Below are 13689 nucleotides of genomic sequence, written 5' to 3'. Positions count from 1 at the left end.
TCTTCCATCCATAACGGAAGCGATAGCGTCCGTAAACAGCTTCTGTCACTCTCCGGGAGGGCGATTGCTAGAAGCCTTATGAGGCAATGAATACAAGCTATACTATTAGAAAAAAATCGGTCTTGTATTTGTTATTAGAAAATAATCGTGCGATGCCTGCGGCGGGCTACGCCTACGCAGGCTATACAAAAGCTCTAGAATTCAGAAATGGCAAATCTTTTCGGAGAGTGACAGAAGAGGGTTATAAGAATCTGATTTAATTTGCTTTGCACCAACAGACTTAGATAAAATAGTTTTTTAATGACTCGAAAATCTTTTTGTTAGTAACCTTATAGATACTACAACCAACGTTGTTTTTTAGCATAGACAATACTGCCAATCACAATTAATGCCATCATACAGATCACCACAGGATAAGCCCAAGGCTGTTCTAATTCCGGCATATATTTGAAGTTCATACCATAGAAACCAGACATAAAAGTGATTGGTAAAAATATGGTCGATAAAATAGTCAGGCGATTAATTCGTTCGCCTGTTTTACTAGCAATATTATCGCGTTGAATTTCCATTAATTCTGACATCCAGGCTCTTATCGCTTGATATTCTTGCCAGAGTTTATCAACGTGATGAACCAATTCTTGATTGAATAGTTCTTTTACTGGCTGACCGATCCATTGGAAATCTTCATTATCCATAATAGCCATAAGTAACTTGATGCTTTGAAAATTACGGCGTCCAGAACGAGTAGATTGCCTCATTGTGGCAATTTTTTGGTACGTTGATTCATCACCAGAATTGTCTAAAACTTCATCTTCTAAATCATCAAGTTTTCTAGAAATATAGGTAAATACAGTTTCGTAGTTATTCAAAATATCTTTAAATATGAGATAAAAAAGATAGTCAATTCCCAATTTTGGAATATCTAGAGTTCGTTTTTGGAGATTATTAGCTAAAATAGTTAAGATTTTGAGTTCAGTGATTTCAAAAGTGATAATGAAATTATTTCCAACCACAATGTTGCCACGCACAACCTCAAACTCATTATTTTTTATTTGAGAACTTAGGATTTCATAGCTGTCAAATAAACAATCTTCTACGTCTTCATCAATTCCTACAGGGGAATGGTTGAAAATCATGTTAACACGAGATGGATTGAGTCTAAAGTGCTTGATGATTTTGGCTGTTCCAGTGCGATCGCGGAAGTGAATACAACGCAACCAAATATTGTGAGAACTATCAATTCTTTTCAATACCGTATCGACATCTCTATGGGTGAAGATTTCCAGGTTATCTGGATGAAAAGTCAGGAGAATTAGCATATAGCAATCCTAATTGAGTCGTAATAAAATACTGTGACTCATGGTAATTAATCAGGACTTTAGTCCTTGTTTTATAAGCACTAAAGCGCTTACTACAAACCATCAAAACTAGTTTGATAAAGTACTAGTCGTAAATTTGTAAAGTAAAATACATTTAAATAGCACAATCACTTTCTAAGAGTTTTGACTGTTGATAGTCAACACTATATTGAGTGGTAACTCAATTTTTTTCTATTTTCCCAGATTTAGGGCGAGTAGTTGCCACTGGCGCTGAATTATTCTGCAGAATTGCAATTTCCCGCTGTGCATCTTGATAACTATCTTGTTCACCTTGCTGTTTGAATAGTTTTGCAGCTTTTTTGAAGTCTGCGATCGCACCTGATTTATTTTTCTGCTTGGTGCGAATCACGCCCCGGTTATAATAGGCTAAGGCATTGTTAGAATTAATTGCGATCGCTCGTGAATAATCCTGATTTGCAGCTTTTTTATTTCCCAGTTCAAGATAGGCGTTACCACGGTTGTTGTAAGCTGCTACATTATTAGTATCTAGTTTTAGTGCTGCGGTGTAATCTTCAATAGCACCTTTATAATTTCCAAACGAAAAGCGGTGAATCCCTCTGTGAATGTAAGCAGCAATAAATTTAGGATCGATTTGTAAAATAGTATTGTAATCTTCAGTAGCTTCTACATTATTTCCCAAATCGCTATAAATATCACCACGATTTAGATAAGCTTCTATGTATTTGGGATTGATGTTGATTGCATCTGTGTAATCTTTAATTGCTTCATCTTTTTGTTTATTAATAGATTGAGTTAAACCCCTTTGATAATAAGCTTTGGCATCACTAGGATTAATCTTAATTACTTTATCAAAATCTTGGATTGCTTCAAGTCTTTGTTTGAGGCGACGGCGAAGAATACCTCGTTGTAAGTAGGCTTCGGTATACTGGGGTTTAAGAGCGATCGCTTTGCTAAAATCTTCAATTGCACCTTTATTATCCTTCGATTGAGCAAGAGCTAATCCTCGTCCATAGTAAGCATAAGCATCTTTAGAATTTAACTTAATTGCTTGAGTATAATCTGCGATCGCTTCTTTGTATTTGCTTAATGCCGAAAAAGCAAATCCTCGGTCAAAATAGGCATTAGCATCTTGAGGATTAAGCACAATGGCTTGGCTAGAGTCTGCTTGTGCTTGCTCGTAGTCTCCCAATCGATAATAAGCATCACCCCGCCTATTATAAGCTAAAGCGTTTTGCGGCTCTAATTTAATAGCCTGATTGAAATCTTCAACTGCTCCTTCATAGTTTCCTAACTCATATTTATTTACGCCCTCTTGGTATAATGTTTTTTGAGCATCACTTACAAGTTTTGGCGATCTCAATTGCCACGCTGCAACACTAAGGGTAATACATCCAGCTATCCCTGCTAGAACTAGTAATAATTTTTTCTGATGCTGTTTTTGTTGATTGTCATCAACATTGATTAACTTTTTCAGGTCATCTAAAACTTCCGTTGCATACTGGTAGCGCTTACGATAGTCAAAACGCACCATTTTATTAATAATTTTTGCTAATTTTCTGTTAACTTTGAGATTTTTATCGCGCCAAAGTATTTCACCTGTCAGCTTATTTTTCTGACTTCGCAAATTAGATATTTCCTTTGCAGGTAAAGCTTTCAGTGCTGCGATCGCAACGATACCTAAAGCATATATATCACTGTTGTATTTGAGGTTGCCGTTAATTTGCTCTATAGGCATATATTCGAGATTTTCAACAGTATTAGTGATGGCTTCATTAAAAGTACCCAAATTAACCAAAACTAACTTTTTATCTGATGTCCGACGAATAATATTTGCTGGTGTAATATTCCGATGAATTACGCCATAGCTATGTATAATGACCAAAGTTTCTAATATCTCTAACAAAAGAGTAATTACTTGGTCTTCTTTTAGAAGTTTTTCCTGGATAATTTCATCAGTTAAAGGATTACCAGGTATGAATTCTTGGACTAGATAAAATTCTTCATTTTCTTCAAAAGAAGCAATGAGCTTTTGAATTTTATCGTGTTCTTGTCCGAGTTTTTCTAAAGTTGCTGCCTTACTGTCAAACAAGCGGCGTAAGATTGTTAAAGCTTGAGGATTGCTATTAGGAAGAGATAACTGTTTTACTACAAGTTCTTCACCATTAAGATTAACATCTTCAACTAGATAGGTTTTCTCTTTTTCCCCATCATTGAGAACTTTTAGTATTTGATAATGTCCATTTAGTAAATGACTATTCATCAATATAAAATTATAGTCTGATAAATTGCTCGATTATAGCTTACGTGTTATTACTACTGATTTTAAAATATAAATATTTATTTATTAAGCAACTTCAAATGAGATCGATGCGCGGGCTGCTACCGCGTGTATATTGCAAAGTCCCTCTCCCAAGCTTGCTACGGTGTATACACAAGTCTGAAATAGCTGAGTAACCAAGGTTTTACCCCACCCTAACCCTCCCCTTATAAAGGGGAGGGAACTAGATTTCTGTTTCCCCCCTTTATAAGGGGGGTAATTTGAGTTGTGTGTACACTGTAGCCCAAGCTTGGGAGAGAGATTTAGGGTGAGGGCTTTTGATTCAGGTTTTACGCTGGTACGACAAATTTCTCGCTACCAGCCAGTTCAAAGGCTGCATGAATGGCTTGCAAAGCTTTAACACCTTGTTCTTGCGTCACAACACAACTAATTTTGATTTCTGAAGTGGCAATCATTTGAATATTGATTTGATGTTGGGCTAAAGCTTCAAACATTTTTGCAGCAATACCTGGTTGTCCAACCATACCTGCACCGACAATACTCACTTTAGCGATCGCACTATCTAAAACAACTTCACCCCATCCTAATTCTGCCGCTACTTGGGTGAGCATTTCTCTGGCATTTTCCCCGTCTATCTGCGAGACTGTAAAGGCAATATCTCGTCTGGGAACACCATCAATCACCCGACAGCGTTGAGATTGGATAATCATATCAACGCTAATATTATGCTGCGCTAATAATCCAAACAACTTCGCCGCCATCCCCGGACGATCGGGCAATTGGCGAATAGCAAGACGGGCTTGATTCAAATCGAGGGCAACGCCACGAACGGGAGGTGGAGAGTGACGAGTTAGGAGTGAGGAGTTAGGAGTGAGGAATTCTCCCCTGCTCCCTGCTCCCTGCTCCCCTGCTTCGATCTCAAAGGCGGTGCGGAGTGCTAAGACGGCGCGATCGCATTCTGCGGCATCAACTACGCAACTTACTTTCACTTCGCTGGTGGAAATCATTTGAATATTCACGCCAGCTTCAGCTAATGTGGCGAACATCTTTGCAGCTACCCCAGGACGGCCAATCATTCCTGCGCCTGCGATGCTGACTTTGGCAATGTTATGTTCTACCATTACCTCGGCTTCGTCAAACTTGGGGTTAGATTGACTTCTTAGTGCTGGGGCGATCGCTGTTGCTACTGCTTCTGCCCGTTTTAATATTGGTGTGGTGACAGTAAAGGCAATGTCATTACTGTTACCTTCATGAACTGACTGAATAATCAAATCTACGTCTACTTTTTGCCGGGAAATTTCGCCAAATAATCTAGCTGCAACACCTGGTTTGTCGGGTACACGCAACAAAGCAACCTTTGCTTGATCGGTGTCAAATTCTACAGCATCCACTGGACGGGCAATTTCTAAATTGATTAGCGATCGCCCTTGGGGTTTGGCTGATGTCACCCAAGTACCTGGTTGATCTGTCCAGCTAGACCTAACTACTAGGGGAACCCCATAGTTACGGGCAATTTCCACAGCACGGGGATGCAGCACTTTTGCGCCCAAACTAGCTAATTCCAACATTTCATCGCAGGTGATGGCATCCATCAACTGGGCTTCGGCAACTAAGCGGGGGTCTGTAGTGAGAATACCTGGAACGTCTGTATAAATTTCGCAAAAATCCGCTCTTAATGCGGCTGCGATCGCCACTGCGGAGGTGTCGGAACCACCACGACCCAAAGTCGTAATTTCCATCTCTCCAGCGCTAGAGATACCTTGGAAGCCAGCTACTACAACTACTTTACCTTCATTTATGTGGCGACTTAGGCGAGTAGTTTCAATATGTAAAATCCGAGCGCGGCTGTATTCGGCTTCGGTAACAATTCCTACTTGAGCGCCAGTCATGGAAATTGCGGGTTGTCCGAGTTCCTGCAAAGCCATACTGAGTAAGGCAATAGTTACTTGTTCGCCAGTAGAAAGCAGCATATCCATTTCCCGGCGATTAGGATTTGGAGAAATTTCAGTAGCTAGTTTGACGAGTCCATCGGTGGTTTTGCCCATTGCCGAAACCACTACGACGATAGAGTTTCCAGCTTTAACAGTTTTATAAACACGCTGTGCAACAGCTTGAATACGTTCGACTGAACCGACAGATGTACCACCGTATTTCTGAACTATGAGCGCCATAACTTTTTTTTAATCAATTGTGCCTGCTTTCATTAACGCTTCCACCTGGTTAGGAAGCCTTCAAGGCTTATCAGTTATATAGTTTACTAAATATTGTGTCGAATACCCTATAATAATTGATTATTCAAAAACTACATCTTCGTAGAGTGCTGCCATTGTTTCCTCAAAATCCACGCTGTTGAGTCGAAATGATTGATGCTCTGCTGTGTAGGATTGTAAAACCCATAACCCTTGCTCATTGCGTCGAAAACACTCAACTCGCTGGCGTTTTGTATTAATTAAAACATACTCTTGCAGACTTTCCAGTGTTTGATAATCGGCGAATTTGTCGCCTCGGTCAAAGGCTTCGGTAGAATTAGATAAAACTTCCACAATTAAACAGGGAAATCTTTTATAACCTGGCGTTTCTCGATCTCGTTGATCGCAAGTAACCATCACATCAGGATAATAAAAGCGATTCAGAGATTCGATTCTGGCTTTCATGTCAGCGATGTAAACACGACAACCAGAGCCGCGCACATGATTACGGAGGAGAGCAAACAGGTTTCCCGCAATCGTAACGTGTGGATCGAGCGCTCCAGCCATTGCGTAGATGTAACCGTCGATGTATTCATGCTTGATATCGCTCTGTTCCTCCATTTGGAGGTATTCTTCAACGGTGACGTAATTTTGTTGGGGTGAGGCTATCATAGTTGAAACTTTAATTCAGGAATATAAGCTTCATTCTAGCGATTGCTTACTATCACCATTGCCATTTTTATCCTCTAAGAATAATGGCGATCGCACCTCCAAACCGCGATCGCCTTTTCTCTTTGAACGAAAAATTGTCGTTTCAGGCACTTGAAATAATCGAATGTACAAAAAACCTTTTTTGGCATGGTGATGCCTAAGAGCCTACTTTATTTCCTTAACCGAGCAATATCGTAACCAGATGAATATCCTGATCAACTATGGATAATGCTGTCGAGTTGGAGTTCAAGATAAATAGTTTTAAATCCGCTCTTGTTTGGGGATTCACCAATTTGGTAAAAACCGCGTTTGAGATAAAGCATTCGGGCTACATAAGAAGAAGAATGTTCCCAAGTATACAACCGTAAGTACCTTTTTGCTTTTGCTTGTGCTAGGTCGATGGTAAAGTCTAATAGCTCTTTTCCAATTCCTTTTCCCCGAAATTGTGATGCTACACAAAACCAGCCTAACCAGTCAGCTTCTTGTTCGTCTTCGCTTTTGCAATATAACCCAGTTAGCCCAATTACTTGGAAAGATTTCTCATCGATAGCAACCCAGTAATTGAGTTGGGTAATTCCACTGTTTGAAAACCATTGAGCATATTTATCTCGATATAAACTTGCCACCAGCGATGGACTATCACTACTATTACTCACGCCTGGGAAAACTTCCTCTCTTAAGTGAATTGCTTGCTCCAGGGTTGCTATCGATAATGATTCAATGTACATAGCACTAGTCACTCAAGCTTAAAGTAACCATATCTATATCTAGGCTACTATCTCAATTAATCTGTAAATTTTTTGGTGAGCAGGCAGACTAAAATGGGAACCATCATTGCTGCCATTCTCCCTCTTCATCCCGAAGAAATAATTCTACCCTAGTTTTCATACCTAATTTGCTTTTCCTCTTTCAATTTGTTTTTCTTAGTTGAGGATGGCACCAAATCGAAACGAAATACGAGCAAGTCCTGAATCTGAATGCTGTTTTCGTAGCAAGGTTTAGGTAAATACCAAAAGTAGTCCTGGCGCACATGATCCATCCGAAATCCGCACTTTTGATAAAAAGCAATGTTGGCGATACTTGAATTAGACGTGCCGACGAGTATCTGTCTCTTGCCGTGTTGCCTCGCCTCTTGAATCAACCAAGCTACGAACTCTTTACCTAATCCCTGCCTTTGAAAGTCACGGGCTATACCAAGCTCCATAATTTCGCAGGGGTCGCTGCGCCATTTCATCGTTGCTGCACCAACCAAGTGTTCGCTGTCGTCCATGCGATATACAGCATCGACGAGGTTAGCAAGCCCCCATCGCAGCGCACGCTCCGATTGTTCTGCCAACAGTAGTATTGGAATTAGCGCCTCAAGTTCGTCGTCACGAGCTTGTCGAATAGCGATCGCCATTCATATTCCCCTTTAATCACAATTTATTTAGGACTTACGCAACTGGCACAAGTGATAGTGGCAGTTGCATAAGTCTTATTATAAAAGTGAAATATTTTCTATCTGCTTACTCTGGAAGGTTCAATCCACTCATCCCAAGAGCTATCGTAGCCATCATAAGTAATTTTATAAAGATCGTTACTAACTTCTAAAACCTGCCCTGGATACCATTTTCCCTTCCACAAAATTCTCACTGCATCTCCAGCTTGAAATGATGCCCGAAAGCGTGTAGTGCCAACCCATTCATCCCAGGAACTATCATAACCATCGTAGGTAATATAGCATTTCTCATCATTAACCTTAAGTACCGTTGCTGGATACCATCTTTCCTTCCAAAGAACCTCAGCCTTTTGTCCTACAGAACAGGATGAAGCAGCAAAAGCACTGGGAATTAATGTTCCTACCCAAGTTGACACAAAGATAGCACCAAACAATACTTTGTTTTTCATGATTTTTTCTATCCTCAAACAGTAAAACCAAATTTTGATGATGATTTCTGGAAATCTACTTCAAAATTTGCAACTAACTGTTACTATTTTCGTGGGATTTATTTAGCGATCGCCTCAGCAAAAATTAGGAATTTCTGCTGCCAAATGTGAAGATAACACCGCAGGATTCCGCATTTAAAAATAACAGTAGTTACTGATTTTACAAATTTGATATCAATGGATAGTAGAGTAGTGGTTATACCAAAGCTGAAGTCCACACGTTATTCATTAGATATCTTGCAAAAATAATTCCCTAACAGCCCACCTCATAATCCTCTCCCTTTACTAAAGCTACAATGTACACACAAGTCGAATTACCCCCCTTAATCCCCCCGATGTTTTGGGAGGAAACAAGAAATCTAGTTCCCTCCCCTTTATAAGGGGAGGGTTAGGGTGGGGTTGTTATTGTCTATTTTTTAATTCCCCTTTCTAAATCTAATTTCATAAAGTCCTAGCAAACTTGCTGCTACTAGCAAAGGTAAGAAATAATAGACTCCCCGATAAGCTAACATTGAACCCAAAACTGCCGCCGCCGAAACTTTTGAGGAGATAATCAGCAAAATTATAGTTTCAAATACTCCCAAACCACCTGGGACATTACTAACCACACCGGCAAACATCGCTAATAAATAAATGCCCAAAAAGTCTGGATATGACAAAGATATATTGCTAGGAAGTAAAGCATAAAGAACTGCTGCCGCAAGAATCCAGTCAAAACTAGAAATTGCTATTTGCGCCAGAGATATTTTCAAAAAAGGAAATCGAAATTCATGTCCACGAATTATTAATGGTTGTTTAATAAAAATACTTCCTAGTAAATAAACCGCAACTAATAGTAGAAAAATTACGCCGATGGGACGCACAGTAGCAAAAGGTAAATGTAATTGATTAGGAATCTTCAGGGGGTTGATGAGGAACAATAAACCTGCAACGGCAAACATCCCCAACCAAAAAGTAAAATTGGCGAAAGCAATTACTTGAGCGATCGCAACTGCTGATACTCCCCAAGTTGAGTAAAATCGATAACGGATAGCACTACCAGTCAGCAAAGCAAAACCGATGGTATTACTAAATGCAGAGCTAATAAAATTAGTGAAAGCGATCTTATTCCAACTTAGGGAACGATTAATGTAGTTAAAACCTAAGATATCGTACCCAATCATTACTACATAGCCCAAAGCTGTCAGCCAAATTGCCCAGCTTAAGCGACTTTTGGGAATAGCAGCTAGAGAGTTGAGGATATCACGATAATTATACTGACGTAGTTCGTTTGCGATCGCCCACAGGGAGAGCAGCAGCAGCAACAAGCCAAACAAAGAACTGAAATTGAGTCGCAGCTTTTTAAGCATCATCAAGAAACTCATCCTAACTCTTGACTTTTAATTTACAACCAGTCGTAAAGTTTCCATCTTGTTGACACAGCGTTGACATACCGTTTGCATAAGCTTTTGAAGGCAAGCAACGACTAACTACCCCATGCCCAATGCCTTTCAAAGATGAACTACAAACAATCGAAAATTCTCTTGCTATTTTCAGTATTAACCCTAGTTGGCTGTAATTTCTCCCAAGGTGTAGTCGCAAAACCACCGCAACAGCAGTATTCACAAACAAAGCCTTCCATTCTTCCAACCCAGCGCAATACTAGTAACTCAGCTACTCTCCTAACCTATAAAATTGAAACTTACGATAGTCAAGCAATGGGTGCAAGTCGCACTTATGGCGTTTCTTTACCTCCTGGCTATGAGCAAAACCCAAAACAAAGGTATCCTGTAATCTTTCTCCTCCACGGTGGACATGGTAATCCCAGTGATTGGTTTATTCAGAATAAGGGACAAGCTCTCAAGACTGTAGAACAACTTTATACTACAGGTAAGTTGCCACCCAGCATCATCATTACACCAGATGGCAACGACAAACGTGGCTCTAGTCCCTACCGAGATCCCGAATATATCGATGGCCCTAACGGTAAAGTCTCTACAGCCGTAGGCGATGAGTTAGTAAAAGTTATCCAAAGCCGTTATCGTACAATCAATAATCCCGATTTTTGGGCGATAGGTGGTTTATCTTCTGGTGGTTGGGGAGCAATCAATGTGGGATTACACAACCTAGATCGTTTCTCGATTTTATTTAGTCATAGTGGTTATTTTCAAGATAAAAGTGGCCCAGCCAATAGCCCAATATCTTATATCAAAACCATTCCCCTACAAGCTCAAAAAAAGTTGAAAATATACCTAGATTCTGGTACATCAGATACTGATGAGATCGCGGAAGCAGAGCGATTTAGCAAAGTACTAAACAATCTGAAAATTTATAATTCATTTCGTCAGTTCCCTGGCAGTCACACTTGGCAATACTGGCGGAAACATTTAGCAAATTCATTGACATTTGTCGGCGAACAATTTCGAGCTTCTGAAACAGCAAACATGGCTGATAATTTAAATATTAATCAAAAAAAGTAATTGAAGTAATTAAAAATCCCTACGATCAATAATACTACTTTGCAAAACCGTTGATATTTAAACATTAATGTGAAAAACTTTACTGCAATTTTTCAGCAGATTAATTATAGTAAGTTCTAACGGAGGTGATTTTTTTACCTTTAAAATAGTATGAAGATTTATAAACTGTTAATTGGCTTAGTAGGAGCGATCGCACTCTTCACTGGCGCAGGTTATTATTATGTATTCATCTTAGGTGCGCCACAACTAGACCCACCCAAAAAAGCGGCAAATACTGGGCTAAAGTTTCAATTAGCAACCTTCAACTCCCAAGCAATGGGTGCAGTCCGTAACTACGGCGTGATTTTGCCCCCTAGCTATAGCAAAAATCCGCAAAAGCGCTACCCTGTGATATTCTTACTGCATGGTGGTCATGATGATGCTCGTGCTTATGCTGATAAATACGCACTATTAAATGTATTGCATGAACTTTATCAAAGTGGAAAATTACCGCCATCGATTGTGATTACCCCTAATGGTAATGATAATCGCGGTTCTAGTCCTTTATACGATCCCAATTACTTTGATGGGCCGAATGGCAAAGTGGGAACTTTGATTGGTTCAGAATTAGTACAAGTCGTCAAGTCGCGCTACCGCACTTTGAAAGAACCCCAATTTTGGGCGCTAGGAGGTTTATCTTCTGGAGGATGGGGGGCATTTAATATCGGATTACGCTATCTCAATAACTTCCAGATTTTGTTTAGCCACAGTGGTTACTTTACAGATGACAGCGGTTCACAAAATAGTCCTCAACAAATTGTGCAACAGCTAACCGTTCAAGATAGGAAGCGATTGCGTGTTTACCTAGATGCTGGTTTGAACGATACTAATTTGCTAGCTTCTACCAAAGCCTTCAACGAAACCTTAAATAAATTAGGCATTGCTCACGTATTTTATGCATTTCCCGGAGGTCATGGTTTGTCTGGTGCTAATGTAGGCTGGAACTACTTTCACAAACATCTTAAAGATTCACTCTCCTATGTCGGAGAACAGTTTAAACAATTAGGAGTTAAGAGTTAAGAGTTAAGAGTTAAGAGTTAAGAGTTTTAACGCCAAAACAAATGACAAATGACAAATGACAAATAATTTAAAAACTAAGATTGGACTTTGGAGTGCAGCTTTCCTAACAGGTTTAGTCGGAGTAGTAAATTTATTATCAGCAGTGACACCTAACCTGTATGGGCGGACTCACTGGTTAAAGGAATTTTTACCATTTGAAATTCGCGCCAGCGGTCATATATTTGCAGCATTGACTGGGTTTGTTTTATTAACACTCGCTACTAATTTATTACGCCGGAAAAGAATAGCCTGGTTATTGACCATTGCTCTACTAGTAATTTCTATTTGCAGCCACTTGCTGAAGGGACTGGACTATGAAGAAAGTCTACTCTCTGGAGTTTTGCTAGTGCAATTAATCTTGATGCGCCATTTTTTCACGGCGCAATCAGACCGTCCTTCCATTGCACGGGGAGTCAGAGTGCTGATAGGCGCTTTATTATTTACCCTGGCATACGGAACTATTGGATTTTACTTGTTAGATGGTAAGTTTTCAGAGAATTTTAATTGGCGGGAAGCGATAGTTCAGACTTTGGCGATGTTCTTCACTGAGGATAATTGGGGACTGCAACCAAAGAGTCGATTTGGAGAATTTTTTGCTAATTCTATCTATATTATTGCCGCAGGTACTATTACTTATGCAATAGTAATGTTGTTGCAACCTGTATTTTGGCGCAATCTAACAACTACAAATGAGCAACGAAGAGTTAAAGAAATTGTCGAGCAATATGGATGTTCTTCTTTAGCTGCGCTTACACTTTTAAATGATAAAAGTTATTATTTCAGTCCTTCGGGTAATAGTGTAATTGCTTATGTTCCCAAAGGACGGGGTGCGATCGCCTTGGGAGATCCCATCGGCCCCATTGAAGACCGCAAAGAGACAATTATTGCTTTCCAGCAGTTTTGCCAGCGTAACGACTGGTATCCTGGCTTTTACCAAACTATGCCCGATGATGTTGAGCTTTACAAATCATTGGGGTTTAAAGTACTCAAGATTGGAGAGGAAGCGATCGTTGACTTGAAAAGTTTTACCTTACAAGGTAAAGCCGGTAAAAACTTTAGACCATCAATTAGTCGTTTAACTAAGCTAGGATACCAAATCGACTTTTACCAACCACCCATCGCCAATGATTTATTGCATCGGCTCAAATCTGTGAGTGATGAATGGTTGAAAATGGTACAAGGTTCAGAAAAACAATTTTCTTTGGGTTGGTTTGACGAAGCTTACCTGCGAGAGTGCGAGATTGCTGTGGTGCATAATCCTGAAGGTCAGATTAGCGCCTTTGCCAATATTATCCGGGAGTATCAACTTAACGAAGCGACTATTGACCTGATGCGACATCGCTCGTCTCTTGAAAATGGCACAATGGACTTTCTATTTATTTCCCTGCTCCAGCATTTTAAAGAGGGTGGCTACGACAGCTTTAATTTCGGTCTTTCTGCGCTTGCTGGAGTTGGAGATAACCCGGAATCGCGCCGCTTGGAGAAAGTATTGCACTATCTTTACGAGCATTTGAATCGCTTCTACAACTTCAAGGGACTCCACGCCTACAAAGACAAGTTCCGCCCCCGTTGGGAACCGCGTTATTTGGTTTACCCCAGTTTAGCTGCCTTACCAGATGTAGTTGTAGCATTAATTCGCGCAGATTCAGGCGATCGCCTCTTCGATTATTTCAAACCCGGAGCCTAAA

At 40.0% G+C, this 13689-nt stretch carries 11 protein-coding genes; 3 read left to right on the top strand and 8 right to left on the bottom strand.

Features of this window, described 5'->3' with window-relative positions; translation table 11 throughout:
* Positions 1 to 338: 338 nt before the first annotated feature.
* From HWQ42_RS03790 to HWQ42_RS03755, 8 genes are all read right to left on the bottom strand, one after another.
* Positions 339 to 1319 carry a CorA family divalent cation transporter gene (locus tag HWQ42_RS03790; protein ID WP_292741546.1) on the bottom strand — a complete coding sequence of 327 codons (981 nt, stop codon included), beginning with the start codon at positions 1317 to 1319 and terminating at the stop codon, positions 339 to 341.
* Positions 1320 to 1539: 220 nt separating this feature from the next.
* Positions 1540 to 3600, bottom strand: coding sequence for a tetratricopeptide repeat protein (locus tag HWQ42_RS03785; RefSeq protein WP_292809458.1), 2061 nt, complete (start codon positions 3598 to 3600; stop codon positions 1540 to 1542).
* Between the two features lie 347 nt (positions 3601 to 3947).
* Positions 3948 to 5789 (bottom strand): aspartate kinase, encoded by a 1842-nt coding sequence (locus tag HWQ42_RS03780; RefSeq protein WP_292809456.1) that lies wholly within the window; start codon positions 5787 to 5789, stop codon positions 3948 to 3950.
* A gap of 120 nt (positions 5790 to 5909) precedes the next feature.
* On the bottom strand, positions 5910 to 6479 hold the full coding sequence (locus HWQ42_RS03775) for a Uma2 family endonuclease (protein WP_292809454.1): 570 nt from the start codon (positions 6477 to 6479) through the stop codon (positions 5910 to 5912).
* Between the two features lie 254 nt (positions 6480 to 6733).
* Positions 6734 to 7246 (bottom strand): GNAT family N-acetyltransferase, encoded by a 513-nt coding sequence (locus HWQ42_RS03770; RefSeq protein WP_292809452.1) that lies wholly within the window; start codon positions 7244 to 7246, stop codon positions 6734 to 6736.
* A gap of 149 nt (positions 7247 to 7395) precedes the next feature.
* On the bottom strand, positions 7396 to 7917 hold the full coding sequence (locus HWQ42_RS03765) for an N-acetyltransferase (RefSeq protein ID WP_292809450.1): 522 nt from the start codon (positions 7915 to 7917) through the stop codon (positions 7396 to 7398).
* A 98-nt stretch (positions 7918 to 8015) separates the two neighbouring features.
* On the bottom strand, positions 8016 to 8405 hold the full coding sequence (locus HWQ42_RS03760; protein WP_292809448.1) for a Tudor-knot domain-containing protein: 390 nt from the start codon (positions 8403 to 8405) through the stop codon (positions 8016 to 8018).
* Positions 8406 to 8860: 455 nt separating this feature from the next.
* Positions 8861 to 9793, bottom strand: a complete 933-nt coding sequence (locus HWQ42_RS03755; RefSeq protein WP_292809464.1) for a lysylphosphatidylglycerol synthase domain-containing protein — start codon at positions 9791 to 9793, stop codon at positions 8861 to 8863.
* A 147-nt stretch (positions 9794 to 9940) separates the two neighbouring features.
* On the opposite strand from HWQ42_RS03755, the gene HWQ42_RS03750 reads away from it, so the two are divergent.
* The 3 genes from HWQ42_RS03750 to HWQ42_RS03740 all read left to right on the top strand — a co-directional run bounded on the left by HWQ42_RS03750 (position 9941) and on the right by HWQ42_RS03740 (position 13688).
* Positions 9941 to 10903 carry an alpha/beta hydrolase-fold protein gene (locus HWQ42_RS03750; RefSeq protein ID WP_292809444.1) on the top strand — a complete coding sequence of 321 codons (963 nt, stop codon included), beginning with the start codon at positions 9941 to 9943 and terminating at the stop codon, positions 10901 to 10903.
* A 150-nt stretch (positions 10904 to 11053) separates the two neighbouring features.
* Positions 11054 to 11962 carry an alpha/beta hydrolase-fold protein gene (locus HWQ42_RS03745; RefSeq protein WP_292809441.1) on the top strand — a complete coding sequence of 303 codons (909 nt, stop codon included), beginning with the start codon at positions 11054 to 11056 and terminating at the stop codon, positions 11960 to 11962.
* A gap of 55 nt (positions 11963 to 12017) precedes the next feature.
* The gene (locus HWQ42_RS03740) at positions 12018 to 13688 is read left to right on the top strand and encodes a phosphatidylglycerol lysyltransferase domain-containing protein (RefSeq protein WP_292809438.1); all 1671 of its coding nucleotides are present in this window, start codon (positions 12018 to 12020) and stop codon (positions 13686 to 13688) included.
* Position 13689: the final 1 nt, after the last annotated feature.

Origin of the sequence: Nostoc sp. JL23 (genome assembly GCF_017115065.1) — a bacterium.
In the GTDB taxonomy this organism is placed as follows: domain Bacteria; phylum Cyanobacteriota; class Cyanobacteriia; order Cyanobacteriales; family Nostocaceae; genus Nostoc; species Nostoc punctiforme_A.
Note: the sequence above shows the minus strand (reverse complement) of the source record. Positions and strands in the feature narration are given on the sequence as shown.